The 19,657-nt window shown below is 45.9% G+C and carries 14 protein-coding genes; 5 read left to right on the top strand and 9 right to left on the bottom strand.

The genetic code is table 11. The features are described from left to right. Window positions 1-307: 307 nt before the first annotated feature. From OP864_RS11900 to OP864_RS11890, 3 genes are all read left to right on the top strand, one after another. Window positions 308-1,957 (top strand): S8 family serine peptidase, encoded by a 1,650-nt coding sequence (locus OP864_RS11900; protein ID WP_270098394.1) that lies wholly within the window; start codon window positions 308-310, stop codon window positions 1,955-1,957. Window positions 1,958-2,158: 201 nt separating this feature from the next. Further along, complete coding sequence (locus OP864_RS11895) at window positions 2,159-3,376, top strand: acyl-CoA dehydrogenase family protein (RefSeq protein ID WP_270098393.1); 1,218 nt, start codon at window positions 2,159-2,161, stop codon at window positions 3,374-3,376. Window positions 3,377-3,438: 62 nt separating this feature from the next. Continuing rightward, window positions 3,439-3,978, top strand: coding sequence for a TrmH family RNA methyltransferase (locus tag OP864_RS11890; RefSeq protein ID WP_270098392.1), 540 nt, complete (start codon window positions 3,439-3,441; stop codon window positions 3,976-3,978). Window positions 3,979-4,228: 250 nt separating this feature from the next. On the opposite strand, the gene OP864_RS11885 is transcribed toward OP864_RS11890, so the two are convergent. Next, complete coding sequence (locus OP864_RS11885; RefSeq protein WP_270098391.1) at window positions 4,229-4,684, bottom strand: hypothetical protein; 456 nt, start codon at window positions 4,682-4,684, stop codon at window positions 4,229-4,231. Between the two features lie 691 nt (window positions 4,685-5,375). After that, window positions 5,376-6,347 (bottom strand): hypothetical protein, encoded by a 972-nt coding sequence (locus OP864_RS11880; RefSeq protein WP_270098390.1) that lies wholly within the window; start codon window positions 6,345-6,347, stop codon window positions 5,376-5,378. A 1,114-nt stretch (window positions 6,348-7,461) separates the two neighbouring features. On the opposite strand from OP864_RS11880, the gene OP864_RS11875 reads away from it, so the two are divergent. Together OP864_RS11875 and ychF are read left to right on the top strand one after the other, a co-directional pair. Continuing rightward, window positions 7,462-8,538, top strand: a complete 1,077-nt coding sequence (locus OP864_RS11875; RefSeq protein ID WP_270098389.1) for a 3-oxoacyl-ACP synthase III family protein — start codon at window positions 7,462-7,464, stop codon at window positions 8,536-8,538. A gap of 113 nt (window positions 8,539-8,651) precedes the next feature. Next, on the top strand, window positions 8,652-9,755 hold the full coding sequence (gene ychF, locus OP864_RS11870; protein WP_015693293.1) for a redox-regulated ATPase YchF: 1,104 nt from the start codon (window positions 8,652-8,654) through the stop codon (window positions 9,753-9,755). A gap of 388 nt (window positions 9,756-10,143) precedes the next feature. On the opposite strand, the gene OP864_RS11865 is transcribed toward ychF, so the two are convergent. From OP864_RS11865 to OP864_RS11835, 7 genes are all read right to left on the bottom strand, one after another. After that, complete coding sequence (locus OP864_RS11865) at window positions 10,144-10,926, bottom strand: hypothetical protein (RefSeq protein WP_270098388.1); 783 nt, start codon at window positions 10,924-10,926, stop codon at window positions 10,144-10,146. Between the two features lie 59 nt (window positions 10,927-10,985). Next, window positions 10,986-12,692 carry an AMP-binding protein gene (locus tag OP864_RS11860; protein ID WP_270098387.1) on the bottom strand — a complete coding sequence of 569 codons (1,707 nt, stop codon included), beginning with the start codon at window positions 12,690-12,692 and terminating at the stop codon, window positions 10,986-10,988. 505 nt (window positions 12,693-13,197) lie between these two features. Beyond that, a complete protein-coding gene (locus OP864_RS11855) occupies window positions 13,198-14,184 on the bottom strand; it encodes an energy transducer TonB (RefSeq protein ID WP_270098386.1) in 987 nt (328 codons plus the stop codon). Window positions 14,185-14,214: 30 nt separating this feature from the next. After that, window positions 14,215-14,550, bottom strand: a complete 336-nt coding sequence (locus tag OP864_RS11850) for a VanZ family protein (protein ID WP_270098385.1) — start codon at window positions 14,548-14,550, stop codon at window positions 14,215-14,217. Beyond that, window positions 14,543-14,923, bottom strand: coding sequence for a glycine cleavage system protein GcvH (gene gcvH, locus OP864_RS11845; RefSeq protein WP_270098384.1), 381 nt, complete (start codon window positions 14,921-14,923; stop codon window positions 14,543-14,545). Before gcvH ends, OP864_RS11850 begins: the two co-directional genes overlap by 8 nt. A gap of 610 nt (window positions 14,924-15,533) precedes the next feature. Further along, a complete protein-coding gene (locus OP864_RS11840) occupies window positions 15,534-17,945 on the bottom strand; it encodes a TonB-dependent receptor (RefSeq protein WP_270098383.1) in 2,412 nt (803 codons plus the stop codon). 479 nt (window positions 17,946-18,424) lie between these two features. Further along, the gene (locus OP864_RS11835) at window positions 18,425-19,486 is read right to left on the bottom strand and encodes an endonuclease/exonuclease/phosphatase family protein (protein ID WP_270098382.1); all 1,062 of its coding nucleotides are present in this window, start codon (window positions 19,484-19,486) and stop codon (window positions 18,425-18,427) included. Window positions 19,487-19,657: the final 171 nt, after the last annotated feature.

Genomic DNA, 19,657 nt, shown 5'->3' with positions numbered 1-19,657 from the left:
TTTCGAGGGCTGGCCTTTTTTATTTTTTTGGGGGGCTGCCCCGCCCTACGGGCGGGTCGGGCTGTGTCGTGGCTCGCAGGTCTGCTCGGCCCTGCAGGCTTTTTCGCTTTGCTTCAAAAGCCTTGGGTCTGCGGCTACGCCGCACCACTATCTATCCCTCAGCCGGGCGGCTGCGCCGCCCCCTAGACCATTTTGGCCCTCTTTTTTTGCCATTGGTCGAACTTTAGCCCAAAGCTTTGTAATATGTCCGCATCTTGCTTAAATTAGAATAAGCAACCCCAACCGCATTGAACGAATAAAAATGCCTATGTTAAAGCAACTCTACCTTTTAGTTTTTCTCCTCTCTAGCCAACTTATTTTCGCCCAAAGAGATTACGATTTATTTTGGGTGCAATTTGACCATAAGGACAATAGCCCCTACAGCATTTTTCACCCTCAAGAGTATCTCTCTTCTGCCGCCATTGAGCGCCGCCAAAAGATGGGCATAAAGATCGACAGCCTAGATTTACCCGTAGATCCTAGCTATTTGGCCCAAATAAAGGCCCAAGGCTTTGCCATTCAGTATAGCTCCAAATGGAAAAACGGCGCCGTGATCCGTGGCAATGGCCAAAAACTCAAATTTGTTCAAGAACTCCCCTTTGTCCAAAAAACAGCCGCCATCGGCTTTAGCCGCAAAAAAAATGAAGGGACCAACTATATCGGCCGACGAGAATATAAATCCGAATATACCAAAGAAGACGACTTTTACGGCCTGAGCGAAAACCAAATCCATATGCTGCAAGTCGATTATCTCCACCAACTCGGTTTTGCAGGCCAAAATATGCCCCTAGCCGTTTTTGATGGCGGTTTCTCCGACCTCAGAGAAACTCCCGCCTTTGATTCGCTCCGCCAAAAGGGCCAAATTTTAGGCAGCTACGATTTTGTTCAACTCGATACCTTTGTCTATGAAGGCTCCGAACATGGCCGCGATGTCCTCTCTTGTATGGCCGCCAATTTGCCCGGCCAAGTCATGGGCAGCGCCCCACAAGCCAATTACTTTTTATGCAAAACCGAAGACTCCGGCGGAGAATACCGCATTGAAGAATATAACTGGCTGGCCGCCGCAGAATTTGCCGATAGCGTTGGCGTTTATCTGATCAACTCCTCTTTGGGCTATGCCGATTTTGATGACGACAAAATGGATTATGCCTATGTAGACCTAGATGGTAATACCACCACCATCACCCAAGCCGCCGACCTAGCCGCTAGCCGTGGCATTTTGGTCGTTACTTCGGCCGGAAATGAAGGCAATGACCCCTGGCACCACCTCTCCGCCCCCGGCGATGCCGATAGCATCCTGACCGTTGGCGCCACCGATCGCGATGGCTTTCATGCCGATTTTAGCTCCTATGGTTTTGATTCTAGCTATTTGGTCAAACCCAACCTAGCCGCCCGAGGCCTTTTCGCTATTGTGGCCCAAGTTGGCCGCTATCGACACAATTTTAATTCGGGAACTTCTTTTTCTTCACCCATCTTGGCCGGCGCCATGGCTTGCCTTTGGCAAGCCCTACCCGAATATAGCAATGTAGAACTCATTCGCCTAGCCGAAAGCCTAGGCAACCAATACAAAAAACCCGATACCGCCCTAGGCTATGGGGTGCCCGCCCTCTTCGATGCCTGGAAAAAAGCCAGAGCCGGCCACTATCTAGAGGTCCAAGAAAAAGAAGATCTCTATTATCTGCCCATGGCCAAAGCCCAAGAAGATTTCTTTATCATCTGGCCCGAAGCCATTGACGAAGAAGTAGACGTAAAACTCTATGGCCCAATTGGCCAATTGATTTATACAAAAAAATATCAAGCCGTTTTCGGACAACGCTTTTTATGCAAAATTCCAAACTGGAAAACACTGCCCGCAGGCCTTTATCAACTAGAACTAAAAATGGGGCCCGCCAAGAAAAAAGCCCTTTTGGCTAAGTAGGCCCTAGAAAATATTGAACTCATTCATAGTTTTTTTTAGCTTTGCTGCAGCAAAGACAAAAAAAGAAAATCCCCTCTACTAATTCCCTGATTTTCGGCCTAAAAGCACAACGATTTAAGCAAATTCGAGTTCTATTTCTGGACTCATACAGCCCCCAACAACAAAATTAAGATAAGCTAACAGCTAAATAATAGTATAATTATGCAAAACCAAGAATTGCTAGACAGCATTAAGCGTTCGGCCAAACAAGACCGCTTTAAGGGCCAAGATTATTATATGATTGACGATTTGCTAACGGATGAGCAGAAAATTGCTCGCGATGCCGTTCGCGAATTTGTCCGTGGCGAAATTTCTCCCATTATTGAGGATTGCTACGAACGCGCCATCTATCCCCGCCACCTGATCAAAGGCTTGGCAGAATTGGGCGCTTTTGGCCCCTCTTTGCCCGAAAAATACGGCTGCGCAGGTACCGATGAAACCACTTACGGCCTCATGATGCAAGAATTGGAGCGTGGCGACTCAGGCATTCGCTCTGCTGCCTCTGTGCAAGGTTCTTTGGTCATGTACCCCATCTATCGCTTCGGTAGCGAAGAACAGCGCATGAAATACTTGCCCAAATTGGCCTCTGGCGAATTTATCGGCTGCTTTGGTTTGACCGAGCCCGATCATGGATCGAATCCCGCCGGCATGATTACCAACATCAAAGAAGATGGCGATCATTATATCCTCAATGGCGCAAAAATGTGGATCACGAACTCGCCTATCGCAGATGTGGCCGTGGTTTGGGCCAAGGATGAAGAAGGCGTTATCCGTGGTTTGATTGTCGATATGGACACCCCCGGCGTTTCTGCTCCCGAAATTCACGGAAAACTTTCTCTCCGCGCTTCTATTACTGGCGAATTGGTTTTTGAAGATGCGCGCATCCCCAAAGCCAATCTTTTGCCCAATGTAAAAGGCTTGAAAGGTCCTTTGTTTTGCCTCACTAAAGCCCGCTACGGCATTGCTTGGGGTGCTTTGGGTGCGGCTATGGATTGTTATGAGTCGGCTTTGCGCTACTCTTTGGAGCGCGAACAGTTTGGTAAACCTATCGCTGGTTTCCAATTGACTCAGAAAAAATTGGCCGAAATGATTACCGAAATCACCAAAGCGCAACTTTTGCTTTGGCGTTTGGGCGGCCTCATGGATGCCGGCAAAGCTACTCCCGCTCAAGTTTCTATGGCCAAGCGTAATAATGTGGCCATGGCCCTAGACATTGCTCGCGAAGCTCGCCAAATTCATGGTGGTATGGGAATTACCAACGAGTATCCCTGCATGCGCCATATGATGAACTTGGAAACGGTATTGACTTACGAAGGTACGCACGATATTCACTTGCTCATTACGGGTATGGATGTTACGGGCTTGAACGCCTTTAAATAAGCGAAATCAATAAACTTTAGCCTCCTCTAGTTGATAGAGGAGGCTTTTTTGTCTACAAAATTATGGAACTGAAAAAAAAGAGCATGCTAGAGCTACAGCGGCCTAGCATCGAAGAGTATAAGCAACAACCCAAAATGCCTTTGCTCCTCATTTTAGATAATTTGCGTTCGGCCCTAAATGTGGGCGCTGCTTTTCGCACCGCCGATGCTTTTGGCATTGAAGGCATTTTTTTGACGGGAATTTCGGCCCAACCGCCGCAAAGAGAAATTATGAAGTCGGCTTTGGGCGCCGATAGAGCTGTAGATTGGCAATATTTTGAAGAAAATAAAGCAGCCGTAGCCGCAGCCAAGGCCAAAGGCTATAAAGTGTATGCCGTGGAGCAAACTTTTGGCAGCCATTCTTTAGAACAGTTTGTTTGGGCCGCCCAAGAAGGCATTGCCCTCATTTTTGGCAATGAAGTAAAAGGCGTGGATGCCGAACTCTTGCCTTTGGTAGATGGCGCCATTGAAATTCCGCAATTTGGCAGCAAACATTCTTTAAATGTTTCGGTGAGCATGGGCGTTTTACTTTGGGAAATGCGCAGACAATATTTGGGACGCTAAGTCTAGAAAAAATGAGCGAATAGAGTGATAAAATCCTCTTTCGCTTTTTTTTAGTGCTTTTTATAAGCTTTTTGGGGCTGTCCCTCGCCTTCGGCTCGGGTCGCTACGCTCCGCAGCTCGCAGGTCTGCTCGGCCCTGCAGCGGCTTCGCCGCTTTGGTCTGGCCTTCGGCCACTGCTGCGCATCGCTCATCCGCTCATCTAATTTTTTTCTCAGGGCTTTTTTCTTCGGCAGTTTTGCTTCTTATTTTATTATGCAGCTTCTTGAGCAGCATATTTTTTTGTTGGACCATATAATAAGTCCCAGCCTTTTAGCAAAACTTGATAATAGAGGGCAATAAAGCGATTGAGCAAAGTCAATGGGGCTTGCAAAAGCCATAATTTTGGCGAAGAAGAAAGATTTTCCTCCTTTTTTTGCCCTTTTTGCGGCAAATCTTTTTGCGATTGCCCCTGCAACAAACCCAAGTTAATGAGTTGCTCATAAATTTGCGCTAGCTCTTGCAGCTCCGTAAAAATTTGTTCGGGTTGGCCCAATGCCCGAAAAATGAGGAGAAACTCCCCAAACAAAAATTTTCTGCGGCCAATAAATTCCTCCAAACCCGCTGCACGCAAGCGTTTGCGCAAGGTCGGATAAGAAATGCCGTAAAATGCCTTGAGCATTTTTTTGCTCAGTTTATAATCTTGCATTTTTTGCTGAAGACTGATCATGGGGCTGTGTTTTTTTGTTGTTTCTAAAGTTAAGGCTAAAAAATACTAATTTCAATAGACTGACTAATAATTTTTTAGACAAAAAAGCAGCAGAAAAATTAGTTTGATTTTTCTGCCGCTTGCTATTTGAAAGCCGCTAATTGAAAGGGGAATTTTATTTCCCCCATAAATTTCATAGGAAGGCCAAGGCCCTAGGCTAAGAAAAAAATTGTCATCCCCTCATTCGAGGGGATTTTTTTTGGCGGTTGTGCTTGGGCGGTTGTTGTTTTTTCTTGAAACTAAAATCCTTTTCCATTTTCCAGCAAAGAAGGGCTTTAGCCCGCTCTTTGCATAGCCCCGCAAGCATGGGCTTCAGCCCATGGCCATAAAGCAATTCTACACTTAAACTCCACACTAAAAATTCAGGAATGAAAACAATTGCTATTATTTATGCCCTGGGCTGAAGCCCAGGGTTGTAGACTTGAGCGAACTGACGGACTAAAGTCCTTGTTCGCTTTTTTGGCTGCTTATTGTTTTTTCTTTGGATTTTTACAGACCTGTAGGTTAAAACCCAGATCAAAAAAGAGGAACCATTCTACATCCAATAAAATGAGCCGATGGTTAAAACCATCGGCTCATAAAAAATGGAATAAAACCTTTCCCTTTTTCCAGCAAAGAAGGGCTTTAGCCCGCTCTTTACACAGACAATCATTCAAGAAGCGTAACCCTGCTCCACAGCAACAATTTTTAGTTTTCTGCCCAATTTTTTAAAATAGAAATTGTAAATGTAGGGATTAGACAACCTATGCCCTTGCAAGCAACTATTTTCATAAAAAAACAACTCTATGCGAATAAGTTTTTTGGGGCCAAGGGCTTTCCTAATGAAAATATCTAAATGATCTGTCCTGATATTCGCATCTAATGGAATTGTATCCATTATTGTCAAATTTTTCTGTTTTGCTCTTTTACCTATAGCCTGGAACTGCCCTTCATCATCAATAAGACGCAAATTAGTCTTGCCTAAATCTTGACTTTTACGCACTAACTGTACAAATTGACTACTTTTAAAAATGGCGGACAAAAACTCATCCTTTTTTTTGAGCTCCCTAGCCATTTGTTGGCCTCTTTTGGCCTTTACTTTAGGTAGCTCATCTCCAAAGTTTATTTCAGACAGAGGAAAAATATTTTCTGCCAGTAAAATAGGGGCATCTCCTTTCGTGTCAAAATAAAACTTAGCCAGACAAGGCTGTTTATGAGGTTTTTCTGCACTACAGTCCATTTTACAAAAAAACAATGCTAGCTGTTCTATCTGGCCAATTTTCTTCCGCTCTAAAATGATAAGATCAAAAAAAGGGGCCGCATTGATATTAGTTGGAAAATCTATTGCTACTGAGAGCGGCTTTCCAGCTCTGCACAAGCGCAGTGCAGCAAAAGAAGCGGTTTGATCAAAAATGCGCAGACTTAAATAAGCCAGATTTTTCTTTCTAGCCAATAAAAAGGGCTGTAAAGATGTTCCATCTATAATTTGTTGCAACATCTTTTCCTCCATAGTCTGCTTTGCATCCCTTAAGCCTTTACATTGAAGCTCAGAAAAATAATGCTCAAATTCGTCTTCCAAATCTTCTTGAGCATGCAAAAAACTTAAGCTGCTTAAAACAGCTAAAATCAATGCTATTGCTTTCATTAAACTACCGTTTTGGCAAGCTTGGATAAGAAATGCCGTAAAACGCCTTGAGCATTTTTTGTTGGAGATTCATCATGGGCTATATTTTTTGTTGTTTCTAAAGTTAAGGCTAAAAAATACTAATGTTAATAAACTGACTAATAATTTTTTAGACAAAAAATCGGCAGAAAAATTAGTTTGATTTTTCTGCCGCTTGCTATTTGAAAGCCGCTAATTGAAAGGGGAATTTTATTTCCCCCATAAATTTCATAGGAAGGCCAAGGCCCTAGGCTAAGAAAAAAATTGTCATCCCCTCATTCGAGGGGATTTTTTTTGGCGGTTGTGGTTGGACGGTTGTTGTTTTTGTCACTAAAAATTCAGGGATAAAAAACAACTGCTATTATTTATGCCCTGGGCTGAAGCCTAGGCTTGCTGACTTGAGCGAACTGGCGGACTAAAGTCCTTGTTCGCTTTTTTTCTTGGTTATTTTGGACCAGTGGGTTAAAACCCACAGCAAAAAAATGGCCATTCTACATCCAAAAAAATGAGCCGAAGGTTAAAACCATCGGCTCATAACATCTAGCAGAAAAAATTGTGGTAAAAAATTATTCATCACATTTAGGCCAGTTTTTTCTCAAGAGATATTTTTGTCCTTGTTTTTTTATGGAGGTTTTTAAACCTCCATTTAAAAGGAAATGCCTTTTTGTTGTATGGCTGTAGGTTTCAACCTACAGACCACTGCAGTTTTTGGCCCAGCTGCTAATTGAAAGGGGAGTTTTTGGGCCGAAGAAAAAAAGACCAGAGAAAAAACTAAAGTTGTGCGGCCCAGCGCTGCGCAGCCGTGGCCGTCAGGCCAGACCCAGTTTTTTGAGCGCAGCGAAAAAAACGCAGGGCCGAGCAGACCTGCGAGCGGCGCAGCATAGCGGCGGCCAACTGAGGCCGAAGGCCGAACTGGCCGCGGGCCCCAAAAGAAATAATAGAAAAAAAATTATATTAAGGCCCAGACTAGGGGCAGAGAGGGCCAACAAGTATCTCCCTAAAAGAGAAATCATTTTAAAAATATTACCTTTGTGCCTAGGCGGAGGGCAAACTCGGCCAACAACATCCTAAATACCAATAATTAGCTGCTTTTAATATGTGTGCATACTATAGTAAGATTGTGGGAACGGGTTCTTATGAGCCTCAAGTCGTGGTCCCCAATCAAGATTTTACCGACTATCAATTTTATAAGGCCAATGGCGAGAAGAATGTAAAGGAGCCAGCGAAAATTGTGAGCAAATTGGCTGAAATTTCTGGCATTACCGAGCGTTTGTATGCCCAAGAGCATATCAACACCTCTGATTTAGCTTATTTGGCGGCCAAAAATGCTTTGGAGAGCTCTGGAATAGATGGCGAAAGTTTGGACCATATTATTGTGGCCCATAATTTTGGTGATGTCAACTCGAAGACGCATTATACCGATATGTTGCCCAATGTTGCGGCTAAGGTCAAGCAAAAATTAGGAATTGTCAATTCGGATTGTGTAGCCTATGATATTTTGTTTGGTTGCCCAAGTTGGGTACAGGGCGTAATTCAGGCCGATTATTATTTGCGTTCGGGCGATGCCAAGCGGGTGATGGTGATTGGCTCTGATGTGATGTCTAGAGTATTGGACCCGCATGATTTGGACTCTATGCTTTTTGGCGATGGTGCCGGAGCGGTTATTTTGGAGCGTTTTGAATCGGAAGAGCCTGCGGGAATTCTCTGCCATAAAACGGTAACCGATAGCGTGCAGGGAGCCGATTTTCTTCGGATGGGAGCTTCTTATAATGAAGAAGTAGATGAGGACCGTCTGTTTGTAAAAATGAATGGCCGCTCTGTTTATAAATATGCGATGGAAAAAGTGCCGGCCACTATGGATGCCTGTTTGAAAAAGGCGAATGTAGATATTGCCGACCTCAAGCAGATTTTGATTCATCAGGCCAATGAAAAAATGATTCGTCAGTTGTGTAAGAAACTATACAGCATGCACGACCGCCAAATGCCCGAAACCGTTTTTCCCTTGACCGTAGGCAAATGGGGAAATAGTTCGGCGGCCACGGTGCCTATGTTATTGGACCATATCCTAAAAGGAAAATTGGAAGGCCACCAAATTGAGGCGGGAGACCATATTATTCTCTCTTCGGTAGGTGGGGGGATGCACGCTAACTGCATCGTTTATAAACATGTCTAAAAAACAAGAGGGAATTCTGCCCTTTTTTCTATAAGTTCGCTATTTTTGCGGCAAATGAATACAAGGGGCTTCGGCCCCTTTCTTTTTGAGGCCCTCAAAACTATACGCTATATATGGCTCTTCAATGTGGTATTGTAGGTTTGCCCAATGTGGGAAAATCGACACTCTTCAACGCACTTACTCAGGCTGGCGCACTAGCGGCCAACTATCCTTTTGCCACCAAAGACCCCAACGTTGGGGTGGTTACGGTTCCAGATTATCGTTTGGACAAGCTAGAGGAAATTGTTCAACCCCAAAAAACAGTTCCTACTACCGTAGAGATTGTAGATATTGCGGGCCTCATTCGTGGTGCGAGTAAAGGCGAAGGCCTGGGCAACCAGTTTTTGGCTAACATCCGTGAAGTCAATGCGATTATGCATGTGGTCCGTTGCTTTGACGATGGAAACGTAACGCATGTTGACGGTGGAGTAGATCCCGTTCGCGATAAAGAAACCATTGATTTGGAATTGATTTTCAAGGATATGGAAACCTTGGAAAAACGCAAACAACGTCTGCAAAAACTAGCTAAAGCCCTAGATCGTACCGTTTTGCGTCAACTCAAAATTGTAGAAGAACTCATTGCGCATTTGGAGCAAGAGCAGCCTGCTCGTTCTTTTGATGAGTTGGATAGCGAGGATGACGAAAAGTTCTTTAAAGAATTGCAACTGCTTACCGCCAAGCCCATTATTTACATCTGTAATGTGGATGAGGCTTCTGTACTTACAGGAAATGAGCATACTGAAAAATTTAAGGCGGCTGTCGCCAAAGAAAACGCCGAAGTGATTCTCGTTTCTGCTGCTATTGAGGCCGATATTGCCGAGCTAGAAGAAGAAGAAGAGCGCAAAGAATTTTTGGCCGATATGGGCCTAGAAGAACCTGGCGTAAACCGTGTGATTCGGGCTTGCTACAACCTACTCGAGCTGATTACCTATTTTACGGCTGGCGAGAAAGAAGTCCGTGCCTGGACCATTCGTAGAGGAACCAAAGCGCCTCAGGCGGCTGGTGTTATCCACTCTGATATTGAAAGAGGATTTATTAAGGCCCGTACCGTAGCCTATGAAAAATTTGTAGAGCTAGGCGGCTGGAAAGGCGCCCAAGAAGTAGGCGCTATGCGCCAAGAAGGTAAAGAATATCTGGTCCAAGATGGTGACCTTCTTGAGTTTATGCATAATACCTAGATCGATAGGCCAGACTACCTATTTTTAGGCTTTAGGTCTTATCAGCAAAAAAAATAATACCCCCTGCCCTATCTTTGTAACAGACAAGAAGGAAATACCTTGTCTAATCCAATTAAGTTTGGGGTAAATCATGGGGATTAATATTTAGCAAGTAGCTTGGGGAAGCTGCTTGCTTTTTTTTTGTTTTAGGGCCGAAGCAATTTGTTCTGAGCAAAAAATGAGGTGGAGCGGCTGAGCGCTGTGGAGTGGGTGGCCGAAGGCCAGACCGAGGAGCGTAAGCGACGCAGGGCCGAGCGAGCAGCGAGCCCCGCAACATAGCGACCCGAGGCCGCAGGCCGAAGGGGCTGCCCCAAAAAAATAGCCCAGCAAAAAGCTAGGCTAAATTCAGTTAAAAATCTTCATACTTTTGTCGGAAAGCGACATAGCGCCAAAGGACGTAAGAAAAGGCCAGATTGGGCGTTAGGCAGAGAAGCTCCCAGGTAGAGCGGAGCATAGATTTCCAGTAAGGCAGCTCCCAAAATAGCAAACCGATACTGCTAATCATGATGAGAATCCCCCAGGCAAAAATGCCCCAAAAAGCCGCCTTTTGGCTAGGCTTGAACCAAAGCAAGGGAATCAGGGCTAGCTCTACCCCACCCATAATTTGCAAAATCAGGCGGCTGCGGCCATAGCTCAGGCCAAAACTATCTTGTAGGGCCTCCTGCCAATTGATTTGATTGGGCGCATGAATATCTAGGGCATAAAAGGCGTAGGCCAACAGACTCAGGCTAAGGGCCATTTTCATTCGCCAGACAATTTTCTGCACCGGTTTTTTGCTAAAGAGCAGCAAATAGTAGCTAAAAGGCAAGGAAAACTGCAAACTGTGCACAAAAAAACTGGGCCAATAGGCGCCCGCTTCAATTTGGTAGAGCCAAGCCAAAACCATCAGTGCGCCCCCCTGCCAAATAAAAATACGGCCCTTATTTCGGCTATCGCTAAATACCGTGGCGGCGGCGCCCAAAACATAAAACCAACCCATCAAATGCGTAAAACGGTCGACCCCATCGGGGCCCCAGCTGGCGGGTAAAATATATTCATAGGGTGCCGACCAAAAAAAGTGCTGCCAAGCTCGGCCAATCAAAAGTAAGAAAAGGCTCCATTTGAGAAGCCGAATGAGCATAAATCGGAGCATACTGCTTTTTTTTCTCCAAAAAAAAGGGGCCGAAGCCCCTTTTGGTCCTAACTAAATTTTTATGCCTGTTTGGCCTCATCTCTTAGGGCCCGGCGAAGGATTTTACCCACATTGGTCTTGGGCAACTCCTCTCTAAATTCATAATGTTTGGGCTTTTTGTAGCCCGTAAAGTTTTCTTTAGAGAAAGCACGGAGCTCCTCTTCCGTCAGAGAAGGATCTTTTTTGACCACAAAGACCTTCACGGCCTCTGTAGACTTGGGATCGGGAACGCCAACTGCGGCCACCTCCAAAACTTTGGGATGAGCAGCAAGGACCTCCTCAATTTCGTTGGGATAAACATTAAAGCCCGAAACCAAAATCATATCCTTAATGCGGTCCACAATTTTCACAAAACCATCTTCATCCATAATGCCCACATCTCCAGTGCGCAACCAACCGTCAATAATGGTTTTGGCCGTGGCTTCTGGGCGGTTGAGGTAGCCCTTCATCACCTGAGGACCCCGCACTTGAATTTCTCCAGCCTCGCCCAAAGCTAAGGGGTTATTTTCTTCATCGCAAATGCGAATTTCGGTAGAGGGAATAGGCAAACCAATGGTGCCAATACGGCCCTCATCATAGAGCGGATTGACAGAAACCACCGGAGAGGCTTCGGTCATGCCGTAACCTTCTGTCAAGGTAGAACCCGTTACTTTTTTCCATTTTTCAGCCACGGGTTTCTGAATAGCCATGGCTCCCCCAATCACAATTTGTAGCTTAGAAAAGTCGAGCTGCGCAAATTCTGCATTATTCAAAAGGGCATTGAATAAGGTATTTACCCCGGTCATAATGCTGGGCTCGGTCTTTTTCATGATGTCCACCACCGCGGGTAAATCTCTAGGATTGACCACCAAAACATTGCAGGCACCAAAAGAAGTCCCCAAACAAAGTAAATTTACCGTAAAGGAGAAAATATGATAGAGCGGAAGCGGGGTTAAGATACGCTCCTGTCCTTCTTTGATATTGGCGCTATTGATCCAGCCTTCTACCTGAAAAGCATTGGCCAATAGGTTTTTATTGGTCAGCTCGGCCCCCTTGGCCACCCCAGTAGTACCGCCCGTATATTGTAGGCAAATTACATCATCAAGCTGGCCGCCAGTAGCCATTTTGAGCTGGCTGGCATTGCCTTTATTGAGGGCCTTTTTAAATTTGATATGCCCGGCCAAATTATAGCTAGGGACCATTTTTTTAAGATTGCGCACCGCAAAATTGATCAGCCAGCCCTTAAAGCCGCCAAACATCTCCCCAATGCTCACTACAATCACCTTATTGCGTTTCACTTGGGTCTTATCGATTACTTTTTCGAGCTCGGCCGCAAAGTTTTCGGCAATGATCACTGCGGTTACCTCTGCATCATTAAATTGATGCTCAATTTCTCTGGCCGTATAAAGCGGATTGGTATTTACAATGGTCAAACCCGCACGCATAGCGGCAAAAAGAGCAATGGGATACTGTAGAAGGTTAGGCATCATCAGGGCCAAACGATCGCCAGGTTTAAGGCCCATATCATTTTGCAAATAGGCCGCAAACTGCTTCGATAACTGATCTACCTCCGCAAAGCTAAGGGCCTTTTCTGAACTGCCCACAAAGCTTCTAAAAGCGGGACGGTTCGCATATTTTTTCAGGTTCTCATTAACCAAATCTACTAAGCTGGTGTATCCTCCAAAATCGATTTCATGAGGAACGCCTTGGGGGTAATTTTTCAGCCATCGTTTTTCTACAGCAGACATATATTTTGTTGTTTTTCTATCTTCTGCCTCCTTACTGCCTAATTATGAGGCAACTAAGCAGCAGCTTAAATTGATTGTTGATGTCAGTTTAGTGGGAAGCAAACAAACTTTTGATTCCAAGACCCAAAATATACACAATCTTCTTTTTTATTTAAGCTTTGGCCCTCATTTTTATTAGGAGGCTGTTTTTTTGGGGCTGCCCCTTCCGCCGGGTTGAAACCCAGCGCAAAGCGGTATCGCTTTGCGAAGCGATACAAAATGAGGGTGGAAACCCTCATGAATTATCGGCTCGGGTCGGGCTGTGTCGCAGCTCGCAGGTCTGCTCGGCCCTGCGCCGCCTTTGGCGGCTGGGTCTGGCCCTTCGGGCCCCTGCTATCCATCCCTCAGCCGAGGCGCTGCGCGCCTTACTCCCTTCGGTCGTTTGGGGAGCCAGATGCTGTGCTTTGGGCCAAAAAAAAGCTACTCCCAAGGGAGTAGCTCTATACAGTTTGGCCTAAGCCAAGATTTAGTTCAATTGGAACTTGATGGGCACTACCATACGTACACGTACGGGATTACCTCTTTGGCGACCGGGGGTCCATTTTTCCTTCATACTGTTCATACTTTTCACAGCACGGAGGGCAGCTTCTGCTAGTCCTCCACCGCCAGTCATGTCGCGAACGACTTCAACATTGGCGATACGGCCATCTTCTAGTACGATGTAACGAACGTAAACGGTTCCTTCGATGCCATTTTCACGGGCCATAGCGGGATAACCTGCTTTTTTGGCCAAATAGGCGCGGAGCTTCAAATCAGCACATTGCTTCTTTTCTGCATCAGAGCCTTCCTTATCCTCACAACCGGGGAAGCGAGGAAACTGCTCCACAAACTCAAAAACCTCGGGGGCTTTGGGGGGAGGAGGAGGGGGGGGAGGTGGTGGAGGAGGCGGAGGCGGTGGGGGTGTCCCTTTGCTTCCTTTCTTCCCATCTTTATCTCCTTCAAGATCCTGTTGCTCATCATCCTGAGAAGGTGGCTCAGGGGGAGGCTCCGGCTTGGTATCATCAATTTGTACCTGCGTGGGAGGAGGTGGCGGTGGTGGTGGCGGTGGTGGCGGAGGCGGAGGTGGTGGCGTGTTAGGCACATCTATCAGAATTTCTTCTGATTCGATCACCGTTTCCTCCTCAAAAGCAAACTCTTCCCATTCGGTTTGAGTCCAGTTTAGCGCCAAGAAGACCACAAAGAGTGAACATGCCAAACCTGCCCGGTACACCATGGGCGAGTGCTTAAACACATTCACCTCCTCGTACTTTCTAGTAATGGCCGAGTAATTGGCATCTTCTTTTCCTTCCTTGGCCTGCATGAGCTTTTCGCTCTGCTTAGCCAAATAGGATTTGTAGCCAAAAATAGCTCCGGCAGAAACCGCAATCAGCCCAACGAGGCTAATGACAATTTGGCTTCCAGAGACCATAATGCTCGCCATCAGAAAGTCGTTAGAGAGGAATCCTAACAGCATAATTCTGTGGTTTTGGGTGAAAAAAATAGTTTATTGAAACAATGAATATTTCCTTAATAAATAGTAGCCCATAAGGGCGCCTATTGTATTTGCGGCCAGATCCCAATAGTCAAATTGACGGTAAGGGCTAAGGTCTTGCAAACACTCTAGGAGGAGGCCCAAAGCGAGGCTAAAATAGAGGTTATTTCTTTTTTTGGTCCAGACGCTATTGCCCAAGAGCAGTAGGCCAAAGTAAAAAAGAAAATGAGCTAATTTATCCCAGCCCAAGCCATTTAGGCTAGCGGGCAATTGCAGGGGCCAAAGCGAGAGCAAGGCCAAGGCAATCAGGGCCAAAAAATAGGCTGAGGAAAAAAGTCGCTTAAGCATTGATGGCTGCTTTATAAGCAGCGGCATCCATCAAATCGTCCATTTCGGCAGCATCTCGAACTTTGATTTTAACCATCCAGCCTTCGCCGTAGGGATCAGAGTTGACCAACTCGGGGCTATCTTCTAGGCCTTCGTTAAATTCTACTACCTCTCCGCTAATAGGCATCATTAGGTCCGAAACTGTTTTTACAGCTTCTACAGAGCCAAAGATTTCCTCCGCGTCTAGGTCCTCCCCTTCTTCAGAAATATCAACATAAACAATATCTCCGAGTTCGGATTGGGCAAAATCAGTAATACCAACAAAAGCGAACTCCCCTTCTAGGCGAACCCATTCGTGGTCCTTACTGTACTTCAGATTTTCTGGAATGTTCATAAGCGAAACTAGCTTAATTAAAGGATATTAAAATTGTGATTGGCCCACAAGAATAGATTGGCCCGAAGTTATTGGGCGGCTATTTTGGGGCATTTGCTGCCAAAAATAATTTTTTTTTGGGGAAATCACTAAAGCACTTCCTTTAATTTCGCTTTTTTCCTTGCGGGGCTGCATATATTGCCGCCCAATTCGTCTTTAAGAACTTTCTATTTGACTAGATGTAAGCGGCTTGTATTTTGGTGCTTGCCTTTTAAAAAAAAAGTATTTTTTTTCTGTGGGCCAGAGGCGGCAGAGCCGTCTTCTTCTCCTTTAAGCGCTTTCTCTATTTAACTAGATGTAAGCGGCTTGTATTTTGGTGGCCGCCTTTTTAAAAAAAAGTATTTTTTTGCGGGGGACAGGCGGCGAAGCCGCCGCAGGCCTAGGGACATGTAGCAGGGCCGCCGCAGGCGGCAGACCCAAGGCTTTTGTAGCGCAGCGAAAAAGCCTGCAGGGCCGAGCAGAACTGCGAGCTGCGCAATGGCCCGGCCGCCGCAGGCGGCAGGCCCCAAAAAACAATAAAAAAAGCCCAACTCTGAAGAATCGGGCTTTTCTATATATATAATAGTTCCTTTTAGAACTTGAGTACAGCGCCTAAGGCGGGGAGGATAGGCAATTGATTTACTCTTTGGTAGCGGACGCGATCAAAGTAGAAAATATTGGCTCGATCGTACATATTGGTCACACTGGCATTGAGGAGCAACTTGCTATAGCGGCCGAGGTCAAAGGTATAAGTGGCCGAGAAATCGAGGCGATGATAATAAGGCAGGCGGCCACCGTTGAGTTCATCGCTGTAGAGCACGCCCAATTCGGTATCGGGATTATTATTGGCGGTAATATAATCGCTATTGATGCCGTCTTGGAAGCTATAATTAGTAAAAAAGCCTTGAGTTTGCGTAAAGGGGAAACCTGAGCCGAGATTCCAGCGGAGCGAGAGCTCTAGGGGGTACTCGGTACGTCTGCGGCGTTCCTCTGCAGAAAGGTCTTCGGGTAGGGACTTAAACTTCAGTTTATAGGCGCCCACAAAGTTGAGATTATGGCGGCGGTCGAAGTGAGCGGGAAACTCTTGCAGCCCATCATCTCGGCGGACATGGCCTAGAGAGTAGGCCAGATAGAGATAAAGTTGATCTTTTTCATAAGTTCCGGAGAGATCGAGGCCATAGGCTTTTCCTTCTTCGGCGATGTAAGTGGGTTGTAGTTGGTCGGTATCGGCGGTGCGGTTGCGGTTCAGGCCAATAATTTGGGGGAACCATTTGATATAGGGTTCTACATTAAAGACCAAATGTTTACCTGCGTCAAACTCTAGACCGCCAATAGCATGAATAGAAGTTTGCAGTTTAGAATTGGTGGCCTCATAAACAGGCGATTGACTTTCTTCATCATAGCCCGTAATTCGGAACACCTGTTGGTCGGGCCCACCCAAAAAGCCGACAAACAAGTTAACTACATCTCGTTCGTCTACAGAGCTGATTAAGTTTTGGGAGTACATCCCGCCCGCCATTTTGAGGCGGATATTTTCGGTAATATTATACTTAAGGCCCAGGCGGGGTTCTGCTCTAAACTCGCCCAAAGAGGCATAATATTGAGCGCGCAAACTAGGTTCGATCACCAAATTGCCAAAGCGGCCTTGATAGCGGAGATAGCCGGCTACCTCTGTATTAGATTGAGTTTGGCCGATGGGAATACCATTATTGTTTACAAAGGCGAAATCGGTACCGACACTATTGAACTCTAGGCCATAATTGAGCTCTCTAGAGAGGCCCATATAATAGGTAAAATTAAAGTTGGCGTTAAAATTAGAGATATCGCTACGGCGTTCGCGGCTACCGTCGCCTTCTTCAAAGTTAGAGCCATAGAGTGAGTAGGCCAGGGTACCGTCCATAATAATTTTGGCTGCGCCGGGGACGATACGGAAATTGATTCCACCGCCGGCAGAATTCCAGCTATACTTAGCCACATCGCCAAAATTGGCCACATCATTATGGCTAAAGCCGTAGGCATTTAGTCGGCTACCGTTGGCGGCATTAAAAGAGAGCTTTGCGTGAAAATCGGTAAAGCTATAAGGGAGTGTGCTATCAGAAACGGCAGTTCCTTCACGGCTGAGGATAGGCTTATAGAGTAACTTAGAGCTTTCATTGAGGTAAGAATGCTTGGCTGTCACAAAATAAGAGAGGCTACTTCCGCCATCATCGCCTAGGGGGATAATGGGTCCTTCAATTAGGGCTTTAGCGACAAAAGGGTTGATACTAACCATTCCCGCTGTGCGCTTTTTATTTCCATCTCGGGTTCGGATATCGACAATAGCGGAAGAGCGGCCGCCATATTTGGCGCTAAAGCCGCCGGTATAGACATCGGCGCTACGGATCAGTTCTGTTTCGAAGACCGAGAAAAAGCCGATAGAGTGAAAAGCGTTAGAGATGGTCATTCCATCGAGTAGAATTTTATTTTGGACGGGGGCGCCACCACGGATATAGAACTGTCCGCCTTGGTCGCCAGTAAAGACAATACCTGGAATAACTTGTAGGTATTGGGCGATATCGGCCTCGCCACCTGTAGAGGGCAGGCGTTTAATATCTTTGGGGGTAACTTGGACCACAGAGACCCGCACTGTATTTTGGGCTTTTTCCTTATCTGCATCTACGGTTACCGTACCTACCTGTTCGGCCGAGGGGACCATATTGAGGTTTACGGTCATAAACTTACCGGCGACAACCTCTACATCTACTACCAAACTATCATAGCCGAGGCTACGGCATTTGAGTTGATAGTTGCCTGGGGGCACATTAGCGATGGTATAGAAGCCATCATCTCCAGAGAGGGCATTATACTCTCCGTTATTGAGGTAGACGGGGGTAAAAGGGATAGGCATTCCCGTTTCATCATCTAAAAGGGTACCCCTTATTCCGCCATTTTGGGCCATAAGGCTAAAAGAAAAGAGGCCAAAAAGCAGCAAAAAGAGGCTGCTCATTTTAAAATTCTGCATCATTGATAAAATTATCAGTAGTCCGTTTTTGAATAAAAAGTGAAGCCTAGAGAAATGTTATAATTTTCCATGCTTAACTTCTCTACGGCGGCCAAAATAGCCTTTTTCAAGGGGATTGCCCTAAAAAACAACTTTATAAATTTTGTTAAGAGAAGCCAAACAAAAAACAATATTTGGTGGGGCGAAGGCTGCTCCGCCGAATAGAATGGGGGCGATTATTTTTGATGGGGCCTTATTTTTTTTGGATTTAGTAGGGCGCGCAGCGGCCTAAAAAGGAGCGCAGCGACGCGGCTGAGGGATGAGAGCAGGGCCGCCAAAGGCGGCAGACCAAAGGCTTTTGTAGCGAAGCGAAAAAGCCTGCAGGGCCGAGCGAGCAGCGAGCTGCGGACAGCCCGACCCGGCCGCAGGCCGGGGCAGCCCCAAAAGAAAAAAGACCTAAAGCATAAGCCTTAGATCTTTTAGGGAGGGGTAAGTTTAACTATTTATCGTTGTACTCGGCGGAGGAAAACGCTATAGACGGGAAGGTGATCGCTATAGCCGCCAATGAAAGTGCCAAAAGAGTAAGTTCTTTTGGGAGCATTTTTGAATCTGCCCTCTTTTTGGAAAAGGTAACCTTTGCGGAAAACCACCGCCTTTTGGAAGAAAAAGCCCTCTTGTTTTTTATTGAGGAAAGCCGAAGAGATGATCGTTTGATCGAAGAGGTTCCAGCTATCGTTCCAGGCCAGGGTACCATTACCTTTCTTGTATTTTTTCCACATGGGATTAAAGAGTCCGCCAGTTTGCACCTCCTTCTTTTTGCCTTTGGCTTGCAAAACATTTTTTACAGAAGGGCTAACGGGGTCGTCATTGAGGTCGCCAGTAATAAAGATTTTGGTATTGGGGTTAATCTTGATGAGCGAGTCGATCACGGCCTTACATTGTTTGGCGGCATGTTCTCGGCGGGGAGAAGAGCGTTTTTCTCCGCCACGGCGAGAGGGCCAGTGATTGACAAAAATGTGCATAGTATCGGTACCGCCGAGAATACCCTCTACCCAAAGGATATCGCGAGAATGGTAAGTGCCATCGCCCTCATTGCGGGGGAAATTGACGGCTAGGGTTTTGTGGCTAAGTTCTCGGAAATAGCGAGGATTATAGAGCAGGGCTACATCGATACCGCGGGCATCGGGAGACTCTTCATGGATAATTTTATAATTGCGGTCTTTAATTTTGGGTTGTTGGACCAAATCTTCGAGCACCTTGCGGTTTTCGATTTCGGAAACGCCCAGAATCACTACTCCGTCGGGCGTAATATCGGTAGCCATTTCGCTAATCACCTTAGAGAGGTTATTCATTTTGGATTGATAGACCTCTGTATTGTATTTATTGCGGCCTGTGGGCGTAAACTCCTCATCTCGTTTATCGGGAGTATCTAGGGTATCAAAAAGATTTTCGAGGTTATAAAATCCGATTGGCGCCACCTGATAATCTTGGGCGCTAAGGGGTTGCTGCAAAGCCAAGAGGCAAAGGCCTAGGGCCAAGACAGGAAGTTTCAAGAGAGCGTGCATGATAGTCGTTCTTTAGTTTCGAGCAAAAAAATAAGATCTGAATCAGCCGAAGCTGCTAGCGGATGGGCCAAAACAGGGCCAAAACGAGGCAAAGATAAAGGCTTGAGCCGCTTTTAGGTGCTGTTTCGTTCAAATATAACTTTAACTTATTGTTAATTCCTAAGAAAGTTT

The organism is Saprospira grandis (assembly GCF_027594745.1).
Lineage (GTDB): Bacteria > Bacteroidota > Bacteroidia > Chitinophagales > Saprospiraceae > Saprospira > Saprospira grandis.
The sequence above is the reverse complement of the archived record's forward strand: the minus strand, read 5'-3'. Positions and strand labels throughout refer to the sequence as shown.